The sequence below is a fragment of the Saccharothrix hoggarensis genome (genome assembly GCF_042678885.1).
GTDB lineage: Bacteria > Actinomycetota > Actinomycetes > Mycobacteriales > Pseudonocardiaceae > Actinosynnema > Actinosynnema hoggarensis.
On record NZ_JBHTLK010000115.1, the window covers coordinates 1 to 21,569 of the forward strand.

Below are 21,569 nucleotides of genomic sequence, written 5' to 3' on the forward strand. Positions count from 1 at the left end.
GCCGCCGGCCGGTCGGCCGAGGCGAGCGCGCCCGTCGACCGGGAGGCGCCCACCGCGCCGCGCGGCCTGCGCGCCACCGGCAAGTCCACCACCACCGTCTCGCTCGCCTGGGACGCGGCCGCCGACAACGTCGGCGTGGTCGGCTACGACGTCTACCAGCACGGCCAGCTCATGACGAGCGTGCCCGGCACGACGTTGACCGCCACCGTCACCGGCCTCACGCCCGACACCGAGTACGACTGGACGGTCCTCGCCCGCGACGCCACGCCCAACGTGTCGCCGGTGAGCGGCAACGTCGTCGTGCGCACCGACGCCGCGCCGCCGGACGCGCGGGCGCCCACCGCGCCCGCCAACCTCCGCGCCACCGGCCGCACGCCCACCAGCGTGTCCCTGGCCTGGGACGCGGCCGCCGACAACGTCGGCGTGACCGCGTACGACGTCCACCGCGACGGCGCGCCGGCGGGAACGGCCGACGGCACGTCCACCACCATCGGCGGCCTCACCGCGGGCAGGGCGTACCGGTTCACCGTGCGGGCGCGGGACGCGGCGGGCAACCTCTCGCCGTTCGGCGGCGAGATCACCGCCACGCCCGGCGGCAGGGCGGCGCCCGGCGTGCCGGAGCCCGGCGAGGTGACGACCATCCTCGCCGGCACGGACGTGCCGTGGGGAGTGGCGTTCCTGCCGGACGGCTCGGCCCTGGTGTCGGAGCGCGAGGAGTTCCGGCTCTACCGGCTCACGCCGAGCGGCACGCGCGTCGACCTCGGCCGGGTGCCGGGCGCGCAGAACACCGGCGGCGAGGGCGGGGTGCTCGGCGTCGTGGTCTCGCCGACGTTCGCCGCGGACGGGCACGTGTTCGTCCACCACACGGCCGCCGGCGGCAACCAGGTCGTGCGGGCCAGGCTGGTCGGCGACGTGCTCTCCGAGTGGACCACGATCCTCTCCGGCATCCCCAAGAACCGGTACCGCAACGGCGGGCGGCTGCGGTTCAGCCCCGACGGCCGGCACCTGTTCGTCGCGACCGGTGACGCGCAGAACGGCGCGGCCGCGCTGGACCTCGACAGCACCGCCGGGAAGATCCTGCGCATCCACCCCGACGGCTCGATCCCGGCGGACAACCCGTTCCCCGGCAAGGCGATCTGGAGCTACGGGCACCGCAACGTCCAAGGGCTGGCCTTCGACTCGCGGGGCAGGCTGTGGGCGACCGAGTTCGGCAACAAGAAGTACGACGAGGTGAACCTGGTCGAGCGCGGCGGCAACCACGGCTGGCCCGGCTGCGAGGGGCGGGCCGGGTCGTGCGACGGCACCGTGCCGCCGAAGGTCACGTGGCGCCCGTCGGCCGCCTCGCCCAGCGGGCTGGCGATCGTGGACGACCACGTGTTCGTGGCGACCACCGCGGGCCAGCGGCTCTACCGGCTGCGCATCGACGGCGCGTCGAACCTGGTGGAGCAGGAGGTCTACTTCCAAGGCGCCTACGGGCGGTTGCGGACGGTCGAGGTGGACCCCGAGGGCGACCTGTGGCTGACGTCGTCGTCGGACCGGGACGGCACCCCGGGCAACGACCGCGTGCTGCACGTCGACGTCGTGCACCCGTGAGTCACGCGGGCGTCGCGCGGTGTTCACGCGGGCGCGCCCGGAACGTCCACCCGGACCTGGTGGGGTGCGACCGGAGGAGGGAAGGCCTCCGGTCGGCCTCGTCCGTCCGGCGGGCGCCGCTGGTGCGGACCGACGACATGTCGTTGATCCGCAAGGGTTTCGGGTAGCTGCGAGTGTCGGTGCCCCCGTGTAGCGTCGAACGAGCCTGAATGATCACGGGGAGTGCGCCAAGTGACTGCTGTCCGTAATACCCCGGCTCCGGGGCCGACCCCGGCGGTGTTCCGGGATCGAGCGGAGGCCGAGGCCTACGTCGCCTCGGTCTGCTTCAAGCACGGACCTCCGAGACTGCTCGGAGTCGAACTCGAATGGACCGTCCACCACGTCGAAGATCCGTCAAGACCGCTCGACGCGCGGACCCTCGCGTCCGCGCTCGGCAAGCACGCACCGCCGACCCTCGTCCCCGACAGCCCGCAGCGCCCACTGCCGTCCGGCACGCCGCTGACCGTGGAACCGGGTGGCCAGGTCGAGATCTCCACCCCGCCGCGGGAATCCCTGACCGAGCTGATCAAGACCGTCGCGGCCGACATCGACCACCTCCGGGGCCTGCTCGAACCGGCTCGGTTACGGCTCGGCCAGCACGGCGCCGACCCGTTCCGGCCGCCCCGCCGGATGCTCCAGGTCCCCCGCTACGCGGCCATGGAACACGCCTTCGCCCCGCTCGGGCCGGAGGGCATCACGATGATGTGCAGCACCGCGGGCCTCCAGGTCTGCCTCGACTTCGGCCTCGCCCACGACCTGCCCAAGCGCTGGGCGGCGGTGCACGCGCTCGGCCCCGTGCTCAACGCCCTGTTCGCCAACTCGCCCGGCGTCAACGGCCGGCGCACCGACTGGGCCAGCGCCCGGATGCGGTCCCTCTACGCCACCGACCCGGTGCGCACCCGTCCGGCGGCGGTGTGCGCCGACCCGGCCGCCGCGTGGGCTAGGCGCGTGCTCGACGCCCCGGTCATCGCGGTGCGCCGGCCGGGGTCGAACTGGCTGCCGCCGCACCGGCTCACGTTCGCCGACTGGGTCGCGGGCGGCCTGGACCGGCCCGCCACCAGCGACGACCTCGACTACCACATGACGCTGCAGTTCCCGCCCGTGCGCCCGCGCGGGTACGTCGAGGTGCGCTACCTCGACACACCGCCGCACGGCCGGTGGCTGCCGCCGGTGGTGCTGATGGCCGCGCTGTTCGGCCGGCCCGACACGGTGGACGCGGTGCTCGCGGCCACCGAGACGGCCGCGAACCGCTGGCTCTCCGCCGCGCGCTACGGCCTCGACGACCCGGTGCTCGCCCGCGCGGCGCGCGACGTGGTCGAGCTGGGCTGCGCCGCGCTGCCGGACACCGACCTGTCGGTCGGCCAGATCGACGCGATCTCCGAAGAACTGCACCGCACGCTCGCTGAGAAGACCGGAGGGGGCCGTTCATGACCAGCACCGACCAGTCCCACGTCGAAGCCCTGCGCGACCGGGTCGCCGCCCAGCTCGCCCGCGCCCGCGACCGCAGCAGGCTGCTCACGGACGCGGTGGACGACCACGACCTCGTCCGCCAGCACTCCAAGCTGATGTCACCGCTGGTGTGGGACCTCGCGCACATCGGCAACCAGGAAGAGCTGTGGCTCGTCCGCGACGTGGGCGGCCGCGAGCCGGTCCGCGCCGACATCGACGAGCTGTACGACGCGTTCAAGCACTCCCGCTCGGTCCGCCCCGAGCTGCCGCTGCTCGGCCCGGCCGAGGCCCGCAGGTACGTCGGCGAGGTGCGGGACAAGGTGTTCGACGTGCTGGAGAAGACCCCGCTGGAAGGCCACCGGCTGGTCGACGGCGGGTTCGCGTTCGGCATGATCGTGCAGCACGAGCAGCAGCACGACGAGACCATGCTGGCCACGCACCAGCTCCGCGTCGGCGACCCGGTGCTGGACGCGCCACCCCCGCCGCGCGGCGGACCGGTCGGCCCGGCCGAGGTGCTGGTGCCCGGCGGCCCGTTCACCATGGGCACGTCCACCGAGGCGTGGGCGCTGGACAACGAGCGGCCCGCGCACCAGGTCGTCACCGAGCCGTACTTCATCGACACCACGCCGGTGACGAACGGCGCGTACGCGGAGTTCATCGCCGACGGCGGCTACACGGACCCGCGCTGGTGGAGCGAGGCCGGCTGGGCGCACGTGCGCAAGGCGTCGCTCGTCGCGCCGCGGTTCTGGGAGCGCGTCGGAGACCGGTGGTACCGCACCGCGTTCGGTCGCACGGAGCCGGTCGACCCGGACCAGCCGGTGGTGCACGTCTGCTACTTCGAGGCCGAGGCGTACGCGAAGTGGGCGGGCAAGCGGCTGCCCACCGAGGTCGAGTGGGAGAAGGCGGCGCGGTTCGACCCGGCGACCGGCCGGTCCCGCCGCTACCCGTGGGGCGACGAGGAGCCCACGGCGGAGCACGCGAACCTCGACCAGCGGCACCTGTCGCCCGCGCCGGTCGGCGCGTACCCGGCGGGCGCGTCGGCCCTCGGGGTGCACCAGCTGATCGGCGACGTGTGGGAGTGGACCAGCTCGGACTTCCACGGCTACACCGGGTTCGAGGTGTTCCCGTACGCGGAGTACTCGCAGGTCTTCTTCGGCCCGGACTACAAGGTGCTGCGCGGCGGGTCGTTCGGCAGCGACCAGTCCGCGGTGCGGGCCACGTTCCGCAACTGGGACTACCCGATCCGGCGGCAGATCTTCGCCGGGTTCCGCTGCGCGCGGGACGCGAGCCGGGACGAGCTGACCTGACGGTGTGCCGGCACCTGGCTTACCTGGGCCCCGCCGTGCCCGTCGCCGCGCTGGTGCTCGACCCGCCGCACTCGCTGGTGCGGCAGTCGTACGCGCCGAAGGACATGCGCGGCGGCGGCACGGTCAACGTGGACGGCTACGGCGTGGGCTGGTACCCCGCGCCGGGCGGCCCGGCGGTGCGCTACCGCCGGGCGGGCACCATCTGGTCGGACGAGAACCTGCTCGCGCTGTGCCGCGTGACGGTGTCCGGCGCGGTGCTGGCCGCGGTCCGGTCGGCGACGGTGGGCATGCCGGTGGCGGACACCGCCTGCGCGCCGTTCACCGACGGGCGGTGGCTGTTCAGCCACAACGGCCGCGTCGCCGACTGGCCGGAGTCGGTGGTGGACGTGGCCAAGACGTTGCCGGTGGCCGCGTTGCTGACGCTGGACGCACCGACCGACGCGGCGCTGCTGTGGGCGCTGGTGCGGTCGCGGCTCGCGGCGGGTGCGGCGCCGGCCACCGCGCTCGCGTCGGTGGTGTCCGAGGTGGCCGCCACCGCACCGGGTTCGCGGCTGAACCTGTTGCTCACCGACGGAACCGTGCTCGTCGGCACGACGTGGACCCACTCGCTGTGGGTGCGCGCGGGCGACGGCGCGGTGACGTTGGCCTCCGAGCCGCTGGACGACGACCCGCGCTGGCGGGAGGTGCCCGACGGGCACGTCGTCACGGCAGATGTGTCCACTGTGGACGTTCAACCGATTGGACGAGGATGACCGAGCCTGTGCTGGACGTGCACCTGACCCCCGAGGACGCGGCGGTCGCGTTGCGCGCCGAGGCGAGGGCGGGGCTGACCGCGCGGTCGAAGTGGGTGTCGCCGAAGTGGTTCTACGACGCGGTCGGCAGCGACCTGTTCGAGGAGATCACCCGGCTGCCCGAGTACTACCCGACCCGCGCCGAGCGGGAGATCCTGGTGGCGCGGGCCGCGGAGATCGCCGCGCTGACCGACGCGCACGCCTTGGTGGAGCTGGGTTCCGGCTCGTCGGAGAAGACCCGGCTCCTGCTCACGGCGCTGCGCGAGCACGGCACGTTGGAGGAGTTCGTGCCGCTGGACGTCTCGCCGTCGGCGTTGACCGAGGCGGCGAAGGCGATCCTGGCCGACTACCCGGGTCTGCGGGTGCACGGCGTGGTCGGCGACTTCACCGAGCACCTCGGGCTGCTGCCGGGCGCGTCGCCGCGGCTGGTGGCGTTCCTGGGCGGCACGATCGGCAACCTCATCCCCGAGGAGCGGGACAAGTTCTTCGCGTCGGTGCGCGAGGTGCTGGACGCGGGGGAGTGGCTGCTGCTCGGCACGGACCTGGTGAAGGACCCGGACGTGCTGGTCCGCGCGTACGACGACGCGCAGGGCGTCACGGCCGAGTTCAACCGGAACGTGCTGCGGGTGCTCAACCGGGAGCTGGACGCCGACTTCGACCCGGAGGACTTCGCGCACGTCGCGCTGTGGAACGCCGAGGAGGAGTGGATCGAGATGCGGTTGCGGGCGGTGCGGCCGGTGAAGGCGCACGTGTCCGCGTTGGGCCTGGACGTCGAGTTCGCGGAGGGCGAGGAGCTGCGGACCGAGGTGTCGGCGAAGTTCCGGCGCGAGGGCGTGGCCCGCGAGCTGGGCGCGGCGGGCTTCGAGCTGCGCCACTGGTGGACCGACCCGGCGGGCCGGTTCGCGCTGAGCCTGGCGCGCGCCGTCGGCTGACCCCGGCTAGAGCCCGAGGGCTCTGATCCTGGTCGGGTGCGAGAGCACGTCGGTGCTGTCGACGTACTGGTCGACAGCACCGACGAGCGGCAGCGCGGCCACCTCCGGGTCCGTGATCGCGGCACGCAGGGCGGCGGTGAACCGTTCGGCGCGCAGCACCCGGAACGGCCGGGAGTGGTACGGCCGGGTGGTCGGGTCCACCGGTTCGGCCAGGCCCAGCTCGTTGCACCGGGCCGCCAAGTGCTCGTACGCCGTGGCCAGGCGCGCCTCGCGCTCGTGCCAGTCGGTGGCCGCGAGCGCCGCCCGCAGCACGGGCGCCAGGTCGGTGTACCGGGCGAACGCCGAGCCGAGCCACTTGCCGTACGGCGGGTAGCGGCGGTCGACGAGCAGGCGCAGCCGCATCAGGTCGCGGGTCAGGCGGGCCGCGACGACGGCCGACCCCAGCTCGTCGCCGACCTCGCCGCAGCGGCCGACGAACGCCTCCTCCTGCGAGATCCGCCACCACTGGCACGCCAGGACGTGCCGCCACACGTCGTCGGGGTACCAGCTCAGCGCCTCGCGTGCGGCGGTCAGCACGCCCAGCCCGTCGTGGAACACCGCGCCCGCCGTCGTCTCCGCCAGCCGCTGGGTGGGCGCGGCCAGCCAGTCATGCACGGTGACCCCGGCCCGCGGGTCGAAGCCCAGTTCCCGGTCGAACCACGTGCCCGCGTCCGTGACGTCCACGCGGTGGTCCACCGGCCCGTCGGTCGGGGTCATCCGCGCGCTGGCGCGGTCGCCGTCGCCGCCGGCGAAGTGCGTGGGGTAGCCGAGGAACGCCTTGGGCAGGTGCTCGGCGAGCGCGGTGCGGATGTCGTCGGCGCGGGTGTCGTCCGGGTCCAGGAACAGCTGGAGGCGTGGACCCCACTCGTGGTCGGCGGACCGCTCGGTGTCGAAGCCCAGCACCTCGGAGCCGGGGCCGATCCGGGCGGCGCTGTGCGGCACCTCGCCGAAGTGCCGCCTGACCAGCGGTTCGACCGCCTCCCGGTAGAAGCGCTCGGACAGGACGAGGCCGGGCACGAACCGTTCGCCGGTCACGGGTCCTCCGTTCCGCGGGTGTCGCCGTACACGACGAGTGGGCCGCGCGCGGTCGTGGCGGAGGCGACGGCCGCGCCCGCCAGGACCAGCGACCCGGTGGGGATCTCGGGGAACCACGGCGCCGACCGCGTCTCGACGGCCCACGAGCCGGCGAGGTAGGCGGCGGCCGTGAGGAGCACGACGGCGTTGCGGCGCCGCCACGCCCACACGGCGAGACCCGCCGCCACCAGCACCGCGAACGCCACCTCGTCGTAGTCCACGTGATCGTAGGAGATCGCGAGGGCGGACTCGAACGCCGTGCTGTACGTGAAGCCGCTCTCCGGCGGGTCGAGCGCGAGCCACCAGCCGTCGAAGGCGTCGACCGACCACAGCCCGACGCCGACGAGCAGCAACGGGTACCAGGCACCGGGACGGCGGGCGTGCAGGTCGTAACCGGCGAGCACCAGCGCCGCCAGGCACAGCACCACCGCCATCGGTTCCCACAGCGCGCCGGCGAAGCCGACCACCGCCAGGACGTGCCAGGGCCGCACGTGGTGGGCGTGCGCGTGGGCGACGACTGCGCCGGCGGCGAGCGCGAACTCCGGCTGACCGGGTGCGGGCAGCGGCGTGCCGCTCTGGATGAGGGCCGTCCACTGCTCCTCGGACAGGAGTTCCACGCCAGGCGCCGGGGGAACGGGTTCGTGGAGGTACCAGAGCGCGGCCAGGTAGGCGAGCGCCGAGCCGCCGAGGAGGACGCCGCGCACCCGCCACGCCCAGAACAGCAGGCCGATCGCGACCACCGTCCCGGCCGACAACCTGATCGCCTCGACCACGAACCCACCCCCGGCGGGCCACCCTAGCGACCCGGCGGGAACGCCTCGCCGACCGTCCGGGACGTGGACGTGGAGGTCGCCGTGGCCGCGGCCGTGCACGTGGCGAACGCGACGGCCGCACCCGCCAGGACCACGAACTGCGTCGGCGGCTCCGACAGCGTCACGACCAGCGGAGCGATCCACGCCTCGCGGTCGGTGGCCACGTAGGCCGCTCCGAAGTAGCCGGCGGCGGTGAGGAGCACGATCGGGCTCTTGCGCCGCCACGCCCACACGGCGAGCCCGACCGCGACCACGACCGCGAGGAACAGCTCGTCGTAGTCCCGCACCGAGTCCGCGGCGGTGCTCACCGCGTGGAGCGCCCCGGTCGTGTTCCGCCCGCCGGGCGCGTTCGCGATCCCCGGATCGGACACCGGCTCCGGGAGCAACCGGTCCACGACCGGCCACACCACCAACCCGACGCCGACCACCAGCAGCGGGTACCAGGCGCCGGGACGGCGGGCGTTCAGGTCGTGGGTGGCTGCCACCACGGCCACGACGAGCAGCGCCACCGCGCCCCCGTGCGCCAACGAGCCGAGCAACCCGGCGATGGCCAGGACGTGCCAGGGCCGCACGCGGTCCGTCCGGGCGTAGGCGAACACGGCCCCCGCCACCACGACCAGTTCCGGGTACGGCGGGACGTGGAGCTGGAACGCCGGTCCCGGAGGCGGCGCGTAGGAGAGCACGCCGGTGGACGCGCCCTCCGGAACCGGGCGGAAGTGCCACAGCGCCGCCAGGTATCCCGCCGCCGTGGCGGCGACCGTGGCGCTGCGCGCCCGCCACGCCCAGACGCCCAGGCCGACGGCGACCGCCAGTCCGAGCAGGAACCGGCCGAGCTCGAACAGCGACGGGTCGATCCGGAGCACCCACCAGCCGACCGATCCGCTCGTCAACGCCAGTGCGAACGTCGTCGATCCCGTCACCAGCAACGGGAACCACGTGCCGGGCTTCGCTGCGTGCGCCTCGCGCGCCTTCAGCACCAGTCCCGCGATCACCAGCGACAGTCCGGTCTCGACCGGCGGTCCGTCCTCCCACAGCGCGAGGACGAGCCCGACTACCACAGGTAACGCCCACACGACCGGCGAGCTGAGAACCCACATGGGCGCGCTACCTCAGCGGCTCTCGGAGAGGCCGAACCACGTGTGCGCGCGACGCAGCCATCCCGGCGCCCACCAGTTGGCCGGACCGGCGAGCCGCATCAACGCGGGCACCAGCACCGCCCGCACGAACGTCGCGTCCACGATGATCGCCACCGCCATGCCCGCGCCCAACATCTGCAGGTACATCACGCTGCCCGAGGCGTAGGCGGCGAACGACAGGGCCAGGATCGCCGCCGCGGCGGTGATGAGCGGCGCGCTGCGCTGGATGCCGGTGGCCACGGCGGCCCGCTCGTCACCGGTGCGCGCGTACTCCTCGGCTATGCGCGACACCATGAACACCTCGTAGTCCATGGACAGGCCGTAGGCGATGCAGAACATCAGGATCGGGATGCTCGGCTCCAGCGCGCCGGTCGGCGTGAAGTCCAGCACGTGCGACAGGTTCCCCTCCTGGAAGCCCCACACGACCACGCCGAACATCACCGCGAGGCTGAGCAGGTTCAGCGCGGTCGCCTTGAGCGGCAACAGGATGCTGCCGGTCATCAGGAACAGCAGGACGAACGTGACGGCCAGGACCAGGGCCACGACGAGCGGCACGCGGTCGGCGAGGGCGTCGCGGAAGTCGGCCAGTTCGGCCGGGTAGCCGCCGACCAGGTAGTCCGGCTGGAGCGCGCGGACCGTCGCCACCAACGCCGGCACGTCGCCCGCGAGAGCCTCCTGGGACGGGATCGCCGTCCACACCGTGCCGTGGTCGTTGCTGGCCACGTCCACCTGCACGATGCCGGGGACGTCCGCGAGCCGCGCGGTGTAGCCGTCGTCCCGGCCGCCCTCGGCGACGACCCGGATGGCGTCGGTCTGCTCCTGGCCGAACCCGGCGCGGATCTGGTCCTGCACCACCCGGCTGGACGCGTCGGCGGGGAGGATGCGGTCGTCGGGCAGGCCGAACCGCAGTCCCAGCACCGGCGCGGCGAGCAGGAGCAGCAACGCCAGCACCGCGCCGCCGACCAGGAGCGGCCGGTTCATCACCGCGTTCGCGGTCCGCGCCCAGAAACCGGTGGAGCGTTCGACGGCCGGGTGCGGCTTCAGGGACGCGAGGGCGGCGGGCAGGACGGTGAGCGCGCCGACCACGGCGAAGCCGACCACCAGCACGCCCGCGTAGGCGAAGGAACGCAGGAACGGGAAGGGGAACAGCAGCAGCATCGCCAGGGACGCGGCCACGGTGAGGCCGCTGAACAGGACCGTGCGCCCGGCCGTCGTGACCGCCCGTTCGACCGCTTCGGGCACGGTCGCGCCGCCCGCGAGCTCCTCGCGGTAGCGGGCGATGACGAACAGGCAGTAGTCCACGCCCAGCGCCAGGCCCATGACCAGCGTGATGTTCGCGGCGAACGTGGAGACCTCGGTCAGTCGGGTGAGGCCGCGCAGCGCGGCCAGCGTGCCGACCATCGCGAACAGGCCGACGCCGAGCGTCGTCAACGCCAGGGAAACCCGGCGGTACAACAGGATCAGCAGGAGCAGCACCACCGGCACGACGATGAGCTCGGCGCGCACGAAGTCCCGCGCGGCCTGGGCGCCGACCTGGCGGAACACCTCGTCCTGCCCGCCGACGCCGACGGTGATCACGTCGTCCGCGCGCGTGAACCGCTCGGACAGCCCGGCGATGGCGGCGCGCGCCTCGGTGGCCGAGCCGGGAACCCACGCCAGGACCAACGCCTGACCGCCGTCCTCGGACCGGAGGGCGGGGCTGCGACGGTCCCAGTAGGACTCGACCTGGCGCACGTCGGGCGCGAGTTCCGCGGCCAGCGCGCGGCCCCTCGCGGCCGTCGCCGGGTCGTCCACGTCGCCGCCCCGCGCGGTGACGAGCAACGTCAGGTTGGGGTTGCCGGTGTCGAAGTCCTCGGCCAGCACCTCGGCCGCGCGCAGCGACTCCGTGCCGGGCGCCTCGAAGCGGGACAGCGAGAGCGCCGACAGCGTGCCGCTGCCCACGACGGCCGCCGCCACCGCGACGATCGCGGCGGCGACCAGGACCAAGCGCCGCCGGCGCACGGCGAAACGCCCCAGCAGGTGCACGGGGTTCTCCTCGGATCGGTGGAGTAGAATGCGAGCGAGTGCTCGTGTTTTGAAAATACGAGTGATCACTCGTATTTGTCAACGGGTGAGAAGGTGGTGCGGTGGAGCCGAAGGTGGTGCGCCGGCAGGCGCGGGGCGAGCGGCGGATGGCCGAACTCCAGGACGCGGCGGCGGCGGTCTTCGCCGAGGTCGGCTACGAGGCCGCGACGACCAACGCCATCGCCGCGCGGGCGGGGGTGTCGCCGGGCACGCTGTACCAGTTCTACGGCAACAAGGAGGCCATCGCGCAGGCGTTGGCGGACCGGTACCTGGAGCAGCTCCGCACCGCGCACGGGGCGCTGACGCCGGAGCTGGCCCACCTGCCGCTGGACGAGCTGATCGACCGGATGGCCGGGTCGATGATCGCGGTCAACGTGGCCAACCCCGGCTTCAAGGCGTTGTTCGGCCGCGCGGACATGCCGGAACGCCTCGCCGCGCCGACGCGGGCCGTGCACGCCGCCGTGTTCGGCCGGATCGACGCCGTGTTCGCCGCCCGCCGGTCCGACCTGCCCGCCGCCGACCGGGCCAGGGCCGCCCAGGTCACCATGAGGCTGTTCGGCGGGCTGATCCCGATGATCGTGTCGGCCGACGAGGACGAGCGGCCGGCGTTGGCCGAGGAGCTGAAGAAGGTGCTGCGCGGCTACCTCGGCCCGATCCTGGGCTGAGCGCGAGCGTGAGGGGCGCCCCGATCGGGACGCCCCTCGACGTGTCGCGGGTGCTACTTCGGCGCCGGCGGGACCAGGCAGCTCACGGGAGCGGACTGGTTGCCCGACGCGTCGACGGCGTGGACGAGCGCGTCGCCGTTGAGGGTGATGCGCCAGTCGATGTCACCGACACCGGCCTTCTGGTTCGGCGTCGCGCCCGGCGCCTGCACCAGCTTGATCTTGGTGCCGGACGGGAACCCGCCGAACACCGCCGGGCTCGCCGAGTCCGAGACGAACAGCTGCGGGTTCGGGTCGACGGCGTCCGTCGCCGTCAGGACGAAGAACCCGTCCTCGTTGCCGGCCGGGGGCACGGTGCCGCCCGCCGGGTTGTTCGTGGGCGAGCACGTCACGGCCGGGGGAGTGGTGTCCACCCAGTCCTTCAGCACGTCGTCGCACAGCGAGTGGCCGGCCGCGTGGGTGAAGCAGCCGCGGATCGAGTCCGTTCCCAGGCCGCCGAGGCCTTGGGCAGCCGGGTACGTGAAGTCGGCCGTGCCCGCGCCGGAGGTGTTCGCGCCACCGGCGCCGGGGGCGTTCGGGCCCGCCAGGATCTCGAAGCCGACCGGGACGTTCGGCACCGGGTCGCCGAAGTCGTCGGTGACGGTGGCGGTCACGGTGTGCGTCTGGCCGGGCGTGCCCAGCTCGTTCACCTCGTGCTCGGGCTCCACGTCGATGGCCGCCGCGCAGCCGCGCACGTTCACCGTCGGGTTGGCGAACGTCACGACGTGGCCCTCGGCGTCGGTGTACGCCACGGTCGGGTTGACCGCCAGCGCACCGCCGCCGGCGGCCGGGAGGTGCGTGGCGGTGAACGTCAGGGTCACCGTCTCCGTGCCGAGCTTGTCGACGGTCCAGGTGAGCTGGTTGCCCGCCTGGGCGACCGCGCCCTTGGAGACCGCCGCGCCGCTGACGGAGAACTGCGGCGCCACCGTGTCGACCACGGTCACGTTCGTCGCCGCGGGCACCACGATGGCCGCGCCGATCGCCGCGAAGACCTCCTGCAGCTGCGCCGGGGTCGGTGCCTCGTAGTAGTGCGTGGCGTCGGGGTCCGTCGTCCAGTCCTTGATCTCGGTGGAGTCGACGGCGCCGAGGCCGATGCCGAAGATCACGGTGCCGGCCGCCCGGGCCGCCGCCGCGTCGTCGCTCGCGTCGCTGCCCACGGTCGTCACGCCGTCGGTCATGACGACCATCGTCTTGGAGTTGCCGGGCAGGGACCCGGCGAGCTGCGCCTGGCCGGTGGAGATGGCCTCGGAGTGGTTCGTGCCGCCGGACGCGCCGAGCGCGTCGATGGCGGCCTTGGCGGCGTTCGCGTCCGACGAGAGCGGCGCGTCGACCGTGGCGCCGTCGGCGAAGCTGACCACGCCGATCCGGCTGCCGTTGGCGATCACGCCGTCCAGCGAGCCGTCCGTGGCCTCGTCGATGATGTCGACGAACGCCTTCGCGGCCGTCTTCAGGTCGCCGACGGCGGACTGCATGCTGCCGGACCGGTCGAGCACCAGCTCGATGTCCACCGGGTTGCCGGAGATGCCCGTCTCGGCGTCGAGCGTCACGGTGACGGGCACCGAGCCGCCGCACGCGATGTCCGTCGCGCCGAGGGTCTTGCCCCCGGTGACCGTTCCGCCCGCCGCCGCCGCCACGCTGGTCGTGGCGAGTGGGGCGGCGAGTGCGGCCACCAGGATCGCGGTCACGCCGCAAGCGCGTCTTCGAGTGTTCTGTGGCATTCGGTATCGCACCTCCTCGTGCGTGCCGACGACACGTGGATTCCACCCTGGAATCACGTCGAAGTATTCCGGCGGGACCGGCCTGTCACTCCCCGAACAGGTGCGGACCAGCGTAGATCCGACCAGATGACCGTTCCGAGCGAGTCGGATTGCGTCGGCAGAGTGAGATTAGAACGCTCTGCGGCAAATGCCAATATGGTCACCCGGATGGCGTAGGGAATTCGACCGGTCGTTTTCGATCTGGATTCCGTTACAACGAATAGATGAATTGTGACGACAACGCGGCGCCGGAGTGGCTTTCGGTGACCGAGCGGAGTGGCTGGAATACTCGTCCCCCATGGCGCGGATCGAACTCGTCCTGGGCGACATCACCGAGCAGCACGTCGACGTCGTCGTGAACGCCGCGAACTCGTCCCTGCTCGGCGGGGGCGGTGTGGACGGCGCCATCCACCGCAAGGGCGGTCCGGACGTCCTCGCCGCGTGCCGCAAGCTCCGCGCCGGGCACTACGGGCGCGGCCTCGGCACCGGCCAGGCCGTGGCGACGACCGCGGGCCGGTTGCCCGCGACGTGGGTCGTGCACACCGTCGGCCCGGTGTGGTCGGCCGCCGAGGACCGCTCGGCGCTGCTCGCGGACTGCCACCGCAACTCGCTGCGCGTCGCCGCGGACCTCGGCGCCCGCACCGTCGCCTTCCCCGCGATCTCCACGGGCATCTACCGGTGGCCGGTCGAGTCGGCCGCGCGCGTCGCGCTCACCACCGTCGCGGCGACCGACCTCCCGGAGATCGCCACCGTGCGGTTCGTCCTCTTCGACCGCGCCACCTACGACGTGTTCGACGTCGTGGCGTCCGAGGTGGTCCCGTGACGGCGAAGGGGCCGCCCACCCGGAGGTGGACGGCCCCTCGTCGTCACGCGGACGGCTAGCCGCGGACCATCTTCCGCAGCACGTACTGCATGATGCCGCCGTTGCGGTAGTAGTCCGCCTCACCGGGGGTGTCGATGCGGACGACCGCGTCGAACTCCACCTTCGAGCCGTCCTGCTTCGTCGCCACCACGTGCACCGTGCGCGGCGTCTCGCCGTCGTTCAGCGCGGTGATGCCGGTGAAGTCGAACGTCTCCGTGCCGTCGAGGCCGAGCGACGCCGCCGACGATCCCTCGGGGAACTGCAGCGGCAGGACGCCCATGCCGATCAGGTTCGACCGGTGGATGCGCTCGAACGACTCCGCGATGACGGCGCGCACGCCGAGCAGCGAGGTGCCCTTCGCGGCCCAGTCGCGGGACGAGCCGGAGCCGTACTCCTTGCCCGCCAGCACGACCAGCGGCACGCCCGCCTCGGCGTAGGCCACCGACGCGTCGTAGATGGTCGTCTGCGGCGCGCCCTCCTCCAGGAAGTTGCGGGTGAACCCGCCCTGGACGCCCTGGCCGTTGTCCTCGTCGGCGAGCAGCAGGTTGCGCAGCCGGATGTTGGCGAACGTGCCGCGGATCATCACCTCGTGGTTGCCGCGGCGCGAGCCGTACGAGTTGAAGTCCTTGCGGTCGACGCCGTGCTCGGTCAGGTACCTGCCCGCGGGCGAGTCGGCCTTGATCGAACCGGCCGGCGAGATGTGGTCGGTGGTGACCGAGTCGCCCAGCAGCGCCAGCACGCGCGCGCCGCTGATCTCCGTCACCGGGGACGGCTCCATCCGCATGCCCTCGAAGTACGGGGGCTTGCGGACGTAGGTGGACTGCGGGTCCCACTCGAACGTCTTGCCGGTCGGCGTGGGCAGCGACTGCCAGCGCTGGTCGCCCGCGAACACGTCGGCGTAGCCCTTGGCGAAGCCCTCCGGGGAGATCGACGACGCGACGACCTCGGAGATCTCCTGCGGCGACGGCCAGATGTCCGCCAGGTACACCGGCTTGCCGTCCTGGTCGACGCCCAGCGGCTCGGTGGTGATGTCCTTGTCCATCGAACCGGCCAGCGCGTACGCCACCACGAGCGGCGGGGACGCGAGGTAGTTCATCTTGATGTCCGGGTTGATCCGGCCCTCGAAGTTCCGGTTGCCGGACAGCACGGACACCGCGGCCAGGTCGCCCTGGTTGATGCCCGCCGAGATCTCGTCCTGCAGCGGGCCCGAGTTGCCGATGCACGTGGTGCAGCCGTAGCCGACCAGGTGGAAGCCCAGCTTCTCCAGGTACGGCATGAGGCCGGCGCGCTCGTAGTAGTCCATGACGACCTTGGAGCCCGGCGCGAGGGTGGTCTTCACCCACGGCTTGCGCTCCAGGCCCTTCTCCACGGCCTTCTTCGCCAGCAGCGCCGCGCCGATCATCACCGTCGGGTTGGACGTGTTGGTGCACGACGTGATCGCGGCGATCGCGACCGCGCCGTGGTCGAGCTCGAACTCCGCGCCGTCCAGCGAGACCTTGACCGGGTTGGACGGACGGCCCTCCGCGCCCTCGGCGGCGGACTGGAACACGTGCGGCTTGCCGCCCGCGTCGCCGTCGGACACCGCGATCGGGTCGCTGGCCGGGAACGACTCCTCGGACGCCTCGTCGACCGGCGAGTTCTCCACGCCGTCGGTGTGCGCGACGTAGGCGCCCAGCGCCTGCCGGAACGCCTCCTTGGCGTTGGTCAGCTCGATGCGGTCCTGCGGGCGCTTCGGGCCGGCGATCGACGGCACGACCGTCGACAGGTCCAGCTCCAGCGTCTCGGAGTACACCGGCTCGCGGTCGGCGTCGTGCCAGAGGCCCTGCTCCTTGGCGTAGGCCTCGACCAGCGCCAGCTGGTCGGCCGTGCGGCCGGTCAGCTTCAGGTAGTCGATGGTCTCGCCGTCGATCGGGAAGATCGCGCAGGTGGAGCCGAACTCGGGGCTCATGTTGCCGATGGTGGCGCGGTTGGCCAGCGGCACCGCGCCGACGCCCGAACCGTAGAACTCGACGAACTTGCCGACCACGCCGTGCTTGCGCAGCATCTCGGTGATCGTCAGCACCAGGTCGGTGGCGGTCGCGCCGGGGGGCAGCTCGCCGTGCAGCTTGAAGCCCACCACGCGCGGGATCAGCATGGAGACCGGCTGGCCGAGCATGGCGGCCTCGGCCTCGATGCCGCCGACGCCCCAGCCGAGCACGCCGATGCCGTTGACCATCGTCGTGTGGCTGTCGGTGCCGACCAGCGTGTCCGGGTACGCCTGGCCGTTGCGGGTCATGACCACGCGCGCCAGGTGCTCGATGTTGACCTGGTGCACGATGCCGGTGCCCGGCGGGACGACCTTGAACTCGTCGAACGCGGTCTGGCCCCAGCGCAGGAACTGGTAGCGCTCCTTGTTGCGCTCGTACTCCAGGTCGACGTTCAGCTCGAACGCGTCCGGCCGGCCGAAGATGTCGGCGATCACCGAGTGGTCGATGACCAGCTCGGCGGGAGCCAGCGGGTTGACCTTGGTCGGGTCGCCGCCGAGCTGCGTGACCGCTTCGCGCATGGTGGCCAGGTCGACCACGCACGGCACGCCGGTGAAGTCCTGCATCACCACGCGGGCCGGCGTGAACTGGATCTCCGTGTTCGGCTCGGCCGACGGGTCCCAGCTCCCCAGCGCGCGCACGTGGTCGGCGGTGATGTTCGCGCCGTCCTCGGTCCGCAGCAGGTTCTCCAACAGGATCTTCAAGCTGTACGGCAGGCGCTCGGCGCCGTCGACCGCGCTCAGCCGGAACACCTCGTACGAGGCGTCCCCGACGGTGAGCGTGCCGCGGGCGCCGAAGCTGTCTTTACTGGTGCCTCCAGTGCCGGCTGGCACGGAACTCCCTGGTGCAGTCACGTGAAACTCCATCTGGTGACGCGCGAAGTCGGTTGGGGAACTTCTGCTGAGTCTTCCGCACCGGCCGGCGCGGCGCTCTCCTACCCCAAACAGTACGCGCGTCCTGTATTCGGCTTCAACCCGGCCCTACCTTGACCGGGGCATCATCACACCCGTGGTGCGTCTTGATCGAATCGGCAAGCGGTACGGGCGCGGGCCCTGGGTGCTGCGCGACGTCACGCTGGCCGTGGAACCCGGTGAGGTGGTCGTGCTGCGCGGCGGCAACGGCTCGGGCAAGTCGACCCTGCTGCGGATCGCGGCGGGCGTGCTGGCGCCCTCCACCGGACGGGTGAGCCGCGGCGCGTCGGTGGGGTTCGCGCCGGAGCGGTTCCCGACCGGGGTGCGGCTGTCCGCCCGCGACTACCTGCGCCACCTGGCCGCCGTGCGCGGCGTGCCGGCGCGCTGGGACCTGGTGGAGGCGCTGGGGTTCGTCGGCGACCCGTCCGCGCCGATGGCCACCCTGTCCAAGGGCAACGCGCAGAAGGTGGCGCTGGCCCAGGCGCTGCACGCGACCGACCTGCTCGTGCTCGACGAGCCGTGGTCCGGGCTGGACGCCGCCGCGGGCGGGGTGCTGCGGGGGCTGGTGGCGGAGTCGGAGGCCGCGGTCGTGCTGACCGACCACCACGGGCACGACGTCGCGGGTGCCCGCGAGGTGGTGCTCGGCGCCGTCCGGTCGAGCGGCGTGGTGATCGAACTGGACCGGGTGGGGGAGGCGTTCACGCTGATCAGCGCGTTGGAAGGGGTCTACGAGGCCCAGGCGGTCGGCGCCGGCGCGCGGGTCGAGGTGGAGGCCGGGTTCAGCGACGGCGTGCTGGCCGAGGCGCTGCGCCTGGGCTGCTCGGTGCGGAGCGTGCGGTCGTGAGCGCGGTCGCGGGTGCGGTGGTGGACGTCGCGGGCTCGGTCGTGGGCGCCGCGGGTTCGGTGGTGGGCGTGGTGCGGGCTTCGGGGGTCCGGTGCTGCCCGGACGTGCGGCGGAGGGCGTTCCCGTGACGGCGCTGGTGCGGTACCTGCTCGCGGACGTGCTGCGGACCCAGCGGTGGCTGCCGCCGCTGCTCCTGCACGTGGCCGTGCTCGGCCTGCTCTACTCCTCCGACGCCGGGCCGCCGCTGCCCGCGTACGCGGGGACGTGCGTGCTCGTCTACCCGGTGTCGGTGTGGCTGACGGTGGTGGTCGCGACCGCCGAGGACCCGGTGCGCCGGGCCGTCACCGTCGTCACGGCGGGCGGCTGGGCCCGCGCCCAGGCGGCCGTGACGGCGCTGTCCGTGCTCGGGGCGCTGGGGGTCGCCCTGGTCGCCGCCCTGGCGCCCGTCGTGACGCAGTCCCGCCCGTACCCCCTCGGCACGGTCGCGCAGGGCTTCGCGGCGCTGGCGGTGTGCGCGCTCGTCGGCGTGGGCGTCGGGGTGCTGTGCTGCCGCCCGCTGGTCGACCAGGTCGGCTGGTCCCTGCTGGCGTCCGCCGCGCTCGTCGTCCTGGTGCTCCTGTTCGGCCGCACGCCGCCCGTGGGCAACGTGCTGTGGTCGCTGTCCCACCAGGACGGCGTGACGGTCGCGCTCGCGCTCTCCGGCGCCCTGGCGGCCCTGCTCGTGGTCGGCGCGACCTGGCTCGGGACAGTGGTCGGCCCCCGCCGCGGGTAGTGCTCGCGACGGGGGCCGACCGGGTGAGCCTCGGGGCCTACTTGATGGCCTTGATCAGCTCGTCGATGTCCTTCGGCTCCAGACCGCGCATCAGCGTCAGGGCCAGCTCGCTGTACGTGCGGAAGGGGCTGACGTACCACTTGCCGTCCACCTCGGTGGCGACGACGCCCAGGCCGTCCTTCAGCACCTGCGCGCCGATCCGCGAGATGACGTCGACCGCGGCCGGCGGGATGTCGCTGCCGCCCTGCTGCTCGACCAGCTGCGCGATCTCGTCCGCGCAGAGCCGCTGGGTCTGGCCCTGCGCCTTGGCGGTGTAGCAGTCGCCGTCGCGGCTGACCTCGACCGTCTCGCCCTCGGCCTCGATCACGAGCTTGCGGATCGTGACCAGCTTGCCGCCGGTGACGTCCTTGGCGTCGGTCTCGAGCTCGATCAGCTTCGCGCCCGTCGCGGGCGTGCGGCCGGCCTGCTCCAGGAGCACCGGGCCGACGTCCTGCAGGACGCCCATCTCGTCCGGCGGCAGGAGGGCGATGACGCCCTCGATGTCACCGTCGAGGGCCTTCTCGACCATCGACTTCGCGGCGTCGTTCGCCGAGCCCGCGCCGGCCGGCGCGATGCCCTTGGCGGGCCACTTGAGGTCTTCTTCCTCCAGCGCGGCGTTCGCGATGGTGTAGAAGAGGCTCGGGTACCACTCGTCGCCGACCTTGATGGTGGCGATGCCGATCGGCTTGCCGTCGCGGTCGGCCTTCTCCTTGGCGAAGTCCAGCGTCTCCGTCTGGGGCGAGGCCTTGTCCAGCTCCGCGCCCAGCGCGTCGACGAGCTTGTCCGTCAACGGGATCTGCTTGACGTCCGAGGTGATCGTGATCTTGCCCTCGACCACCTTGTTGATCGTCAGGTGGTCGTTGACCTTCTCCGCGGCGGCGTCGTCGAACTTGATGCCCTCGCTCTTGATCTGGACGCCGCTGAGCTTGTTCGGGTCGGCGTCCTTCTTCAGGATCTCCAGCCGCTTGGCCTCGTCGACCGTGGCCTCGGTGTAGTCCTTGCTGAGCTTGGCCTCGGCGGGCGCCAGGCCGTTCATGATGCCGAGGACGTCACCGCTGCCCAGCGCGCTGAGCAGGTTGTTCGCCGCCGTGGACGGGCTCTCGGAGCCCGCGGCCACGTCGTCGGAGCTGCGCAGCGCCCACACCGTGGCCACCGTGCCCGCGGCCAGCGCCAGGACGGCCACGATCGCCGTGATCACGAGGCCGGTGCGCTTCTTCTTCGGCGGCTCGCCGCCGGCGAAGCCGTAGGGCTGCTGCCCGTAGGGCTGCTGGCCGAAGTCCTGCTGGTGACCCGGCTGCTGGTAACCCGGCTGCTGGGGCTGCGCGAAGCCCTGCGGACCGGTCTGCGGGTAACCCTGCTGCGGCTGGGGGCCGGTCTGCGGGTAGCCACCCTGCTGCGGGTAGCCGCCGCCCTGCTGGGGGTGCCCACCCTGCTGCGGGTAGCCCCCCTGCTGCGGCTGGCCGTACGGGTTGTTCTGCGGTGGCCATTCGCCTCCGCCGCCACCTGGGTAGCTCACGGTGCTCCTCCTGGACTGCTGCTCGCTGTGCGGGTGGTCGCGGTGAGCACGGTGATCGCCCCTGCGATCGCCAGCACAGCACCACCGAGGGTCACGACCGGTCCGGTCAGGCTGATCCCGACCAATGCCCCCTCGCTGCCCCCTTGGACGGCGGCAAGTGCCGCCACCGTTCCCCCAATCGTGCCAAAGAGCAGGGCGAGCCATGAGGCGAACCGCTGAAGTCGTGTGGACCACAGGATCACGCAGCACACCGCGAGCGGGGTCAGCCCCACCCAGACGCCGCGCACGACCTCGCCCGACACGCCGTCCAACCCGGCGAAACCACGCAGAGCGAGTACCTCGTAACTGGTCCTCGTGACCGTCCCGGAACGCAGCCAGGGCAGGAACGTGCCCACCACCGCCGTGACCAAACCGATAACTCCGAGGACCGCGCCCACCTGTCTTCCGCGCATTCCGACATGCTCGCAGGCGTGTGGCACGGTGGGCGCATGAGCGCACGGGAGGTGATGGCCGTCGCACGGCGGATCACCGTGCTCACCGGCGCCGGGGTGTCGGTGGAGTCGGGCGTGCTGCGGTTCCGGTTCGACGCGGCGGCGTTCCTGGCGTCGGCGGCGGTCCGGTGGGCGGCGTGGGAGTCCTGGCTGGACGATCCGATGTGGACGGCCGAGCCCAACGCGGCCCACCACGCGCTGGCGTCGTTGGAGCGGGCCGGCCGGGTGCGGTCGCTGCTGACGCAGAACGTCGACGGGCTGCACCAGCGGGCCGGCTCGACGGTCGTGGAGCTGCACGGGTCGATGGCGCGGGTCTCGTGCGTGTCGTGCGGCGCGGCGAGCGCGATGCGCGACGCGTTGGCGCGGATGCGCGCGGACGGCGTGCCGCCGGACTGCGCGGCGTGCGGCGGCGTCCT

Annotated in this window: 19 protein-coding genes; 11 read left to right on the forward strand and 8 right to left on the reverse strand. The window is 72.8% G+C overall.

The window, feature by feature from the left end:
* From ACFQ3T_RS21105 to egtD, 5 genes are all read left to right on the forward strand, one after another.
* Window positions 1-1,593, forward strand: a 1,593-nt coding sequence (locus tag ACFQ3T_RS21105; RefSeq protein WP_380725042.1) for a PQQ-dependent sugar dehydrogenase, incomplete at its 5' end; no start/stop codon positions are given.
* Between the two features lie 276 nt (window positions 1,594-1,869).
* Window positions 1,870-3,063, forward strand: a complete 1,194-nt coding sequence (locus tag ACFQ3T_RS21110; RefSeq protein WP_380725043.1) for a glutamate-cysteine ligase family protein — start codon at window positions 1,870-1,872, stop codon at window positions 3,061-3,063.
* Window positions 3,060-4,388, forward strand: a complete 1,329-nt coding sequence (gene egtB, locus ACFQ3T_RS21115; RefSeq protein WP_380725044.1) for an ergothioneine biosynthesis protein EgtB — start codon at window positions 3,060-3,062, stop codon at window positions 4,386-4,388. Before ACFQ3T_RS21110 ends, egtB begins: the two co-directional genes overlap by 4 nt.
* 2 nt (window positions 4,389-4,390) lie before the next feature.
* Window positions 4,391-5,140: an ergothioneine biosynthesis protein EgtC gene (gene egtC, locus ACFQ3T_RS21120; RefSeq protein WP_380725045.1), complete on the forward strand. Its 750-nt coding sequence runs from the start codon at window positions 4,391-4,393 to the stop codon at window positions 5,138-5,140.
* A complete protein-coding gene (gene egtD / locus ACFQ3T_RS21125; protein ID WP_380725046.1) occupies window positions 5,137-6,111 on the forward strand; it encodes an L-histidine N(alpha)-methyltransferase in 975 nt (324 codons plus the stop codon). The genes egtC and egtD overlap by 4 nt, the downstream gene beginning before the upstream one ends.
* A gap of 6 nt (window positions 6,112-6,117) precedes the next feature.
* Here the strand turns inward: egtD and ACFQ3T_RS21130 are convergent, their stop codons facing one another.
* From ACFQ3T_RS21130 to ACFQ3T_RS21145, 4 genes are read right to left on the reverse strand one after another with little or no spacing between them, the layout of a single operon-like run.
* A complete protein-coding gene (locus ACFQ3T_RS21130) occupies window positions 6,118-7,185 on the reverse strand; it encodes a DUF4037 domain-containing protein (RefSeq protein WP_380725047.1) in 1,068 nt (355 codons plus the stop codon).
* Window positions 7,182-7,997 carry a hypothetical protein gene (locus ACFQ3T_RS21135; protein WP_380725048.1) on the reverse strand — a complete coding sequence of 272 codons (816 nt, stop codon included), beginning with the start codon at window positions 7,995-7,997 and terminating at the stop codon, window positions 7,182-7,184. Before ACFQ3T_RS21135 ends, ACFQ3T_RS21130 begins: the two co-directional genes overlap by 4 nt.
* Before the next feature lie 23 nt (window positions 7,998-8,020).
* Window positions 8,021-9,133, reverse strand: a complete 1,113-nt coding sequence (locus tag ACFQ3T_RS21140) for a hypothetical protein (protein WP_380725049.1) — start codon at window positions 9,131-9,133, stop codon at window positions 8,021-8,023.
* A gap of 12 nt (window positions 9,134-9,145) precedes the next feature.
* On the reverse strand, window positions 9,146-11,197 hold the full coding sequence (locus tag ACFQ3T_RS21145) for an MMPL family transporter (protein ID WP_380725050.1): 2,052 nt from the start codon (window positions 11,195-11,197) through the stop codon (window positions 9,146-9,148).
* A gap of 101 nt (window positions 11,198-11,298) precedes the next feature.
* Between ACFQ3T_RS21145 and ACFQ3T_RS21150 the strand changes: the two genes are divergently transcribed.
* A complete protein-coding gene (locus tag ACFQ3T_RS21150) occupies window positions 11,299-11,901 on the forward strand; it encodes a TetR/AcrR family transcriptional regulator (RefSeq protein WP_380725051.1) in 603 nt (200 codons plus the stop codon).
* A 53-nt stretch (window positions 11,902-11,954) separates the two neighbouring features.
* Here the strand turns inward: ACFQ3T_RS21150 and ACFQ3T_RS21155 are convergent, their stop codons facing one another.
* Entirely contained in the window at window positions 11,955-13,622 is a 1,668-nt protein-coding gene (locus ACFQ3T_RS21155) for a vWA domain-containing protein (RefSeq protein ID WP_380725052.1), read from the reverse strand.
* A gap of 370 nt (window positions 13,623-13,992) precedes the next feature.
* On the opposite strand from ACFQ3T_RS21155, the gene ACFQ3T_RS21160 reads away from it, so the two are divergent.
* Window positions 13,993-14,517, forward strand: coding sequence for an O-acetyl-ADP-ribose deacetylase (locus ACFQ3T_RS21160; protein WP_380725053.1), 525 nt, complete (start codon window positions 13,993-13,995; stop codon window positions 14,515-14,517).
* Window positions 14,518-14,572: 55 nt separating this feature from the next.
* On the opposite strand, the gene ACFQ3T_RS21165 is transcribed toward ACFQ3T_RS21160, so the two are convergent.
* Window positions 14,573-17,413 carry an aconitate hydratase gene (locus tag ACFQ3T_RS21165; RefSeq protein ID WP_380725054.1) on the reverse strand — a complete coding sequence of 947 codons (2,841 nt, stop codon included), beginning with the start codon at window positions 17,411-17,413 and terminating at the stop codon, window positions 14,573-14,575.
* A 178-nt stretch (window positions 17,414-17,591) separates the two neighbouring features.
* Here ACFQ3T_RS21165 and ACFQ3T_RS21170 point away from each other — a divergent pair, with 178 nt between their 5' ends.
* From ACFQ3T_RS21170 to ACFQ3T_RS21180, 3 genes are read left to right on the forward strand one after another with little or no spacing between them, the layout of a single operon-like run.
* Window positions 17,592-18,335, forward strand: coding sequence for an ABC transporter ATP-binding protein (locus ACFQ3T_RS21170; protein ID WP_380725055.1), 744 nt, complete (start codon window positions 17,592-17,594; stop codon window positions 18,333-18,335).
* The gene (locus ACFQ3T_RS21175; RefSeq protein ID WP_380725056.1) at window positions 18,332-18,463 is read left to right on the forward strand and encodes a hypothetical protein; all 132 of its coding nucleotides are present in this window, start codon (window positions 18,332-18,334) and stop codon (window positions 18,461-18,463) included. Before ACFQ3T_RS21170 ends, ACFQ3T_RS21175 begins: the two co-directional genes overlap by 4 nt.
* A complete protein-coding gene (locus ACFQ3T_RS21180; protein WP_380725057.1) occupies window positions 18,460-19,107 on the forward strand; it encodes a hypothetical protein in 648 nt (215 codons plus the stop codon). The genes ACFQ3T_RS21175 and ACFQ3T_RS21180 overlap by 4 nt, the downstream gene beginning before the upstream one ends.
* A gap of 37 nt (window positions 19,108-19,144) precedes the next feature.
* Here ACFQ3T_RS21180 and ACFQ3T_RS21185 read toward each other — a convergent pair whose 3' ends face one another.
* Together ACFQ3T_RS21185 and ACFQ3T_RS21190 are read right to left on the reverse strand one after the other, a co-directional pair.
* Window positions 19,145-20,662: a flagellar basal body protein FliL gene (locus ACFQ3T_RS21185; RefSeq protein ID WP_380725058.1), complete on the reverse strand. Its 1,518-nt coding sequence runs from the start codon at window positions 20,660-20,662 to the stop codon at window positions 19,145-19,147.
* Window positions 20,659-21,099 (reverse strand): hypothetical protein, encoded by a 441-nt coding sequence (locus ACFQ3T_RS21190; protein WP_380725059.1) that lies wholly within the window; start codon window positions 21,097-21,099, stop codon window positions 20,659-20,661. The genes ACFQ3T_RS21185 and ACFQ3T_RS21190 overlap by 4 nt, the downstream gene beginning before the upstream one ends.
* A 51-nt stretch (window positions 21,100-21,150) precedes the next feature.
* Here ACFQ3T_RS21190 and ACFQ3T_RS21195 point away from each other — a divergent pair.
* On the forward strand, window positions 21,151-21,569 hold a 419-nt coding region (locus ACFQ3T_RS21195; protein WP_380725060.1), incomplete at its 3' end, for a Sir2 family NAD-dependent protein deacetylase.

Bases quoted from the DNA above. Each gene is read 5' to 3' on its own strand.
- ACFQ3T_RS21160 (WP_380725053.1), top strand. From the start codon at position 13,993: ATGGCGCGGATCGAACTCGTCCTGGGCGACATCACCGAGCAGCACGTC.
- egtD (WP_380725046.1), top strand. From the start codon at position 5,137: ATGACCGAGCCTGTGCTGGACGTGCACCTGACCCCCGAGGACGCGGCG.
- ACFQ3T_RS21140 (WP_380725049.1), bottom strand. From the start codon at position 9,133: ATGTGGGTTCTCAGCTCGCCGGTCGTGTGGGCGTTACCTGTGGTAGTC.
- egtB (WP_380725044.1), top strand. From the start codon at position 3,060: ATGACCAGCACCGACCAGTCCCACGTCGAAGCCCTGCGCGACCGGGTC.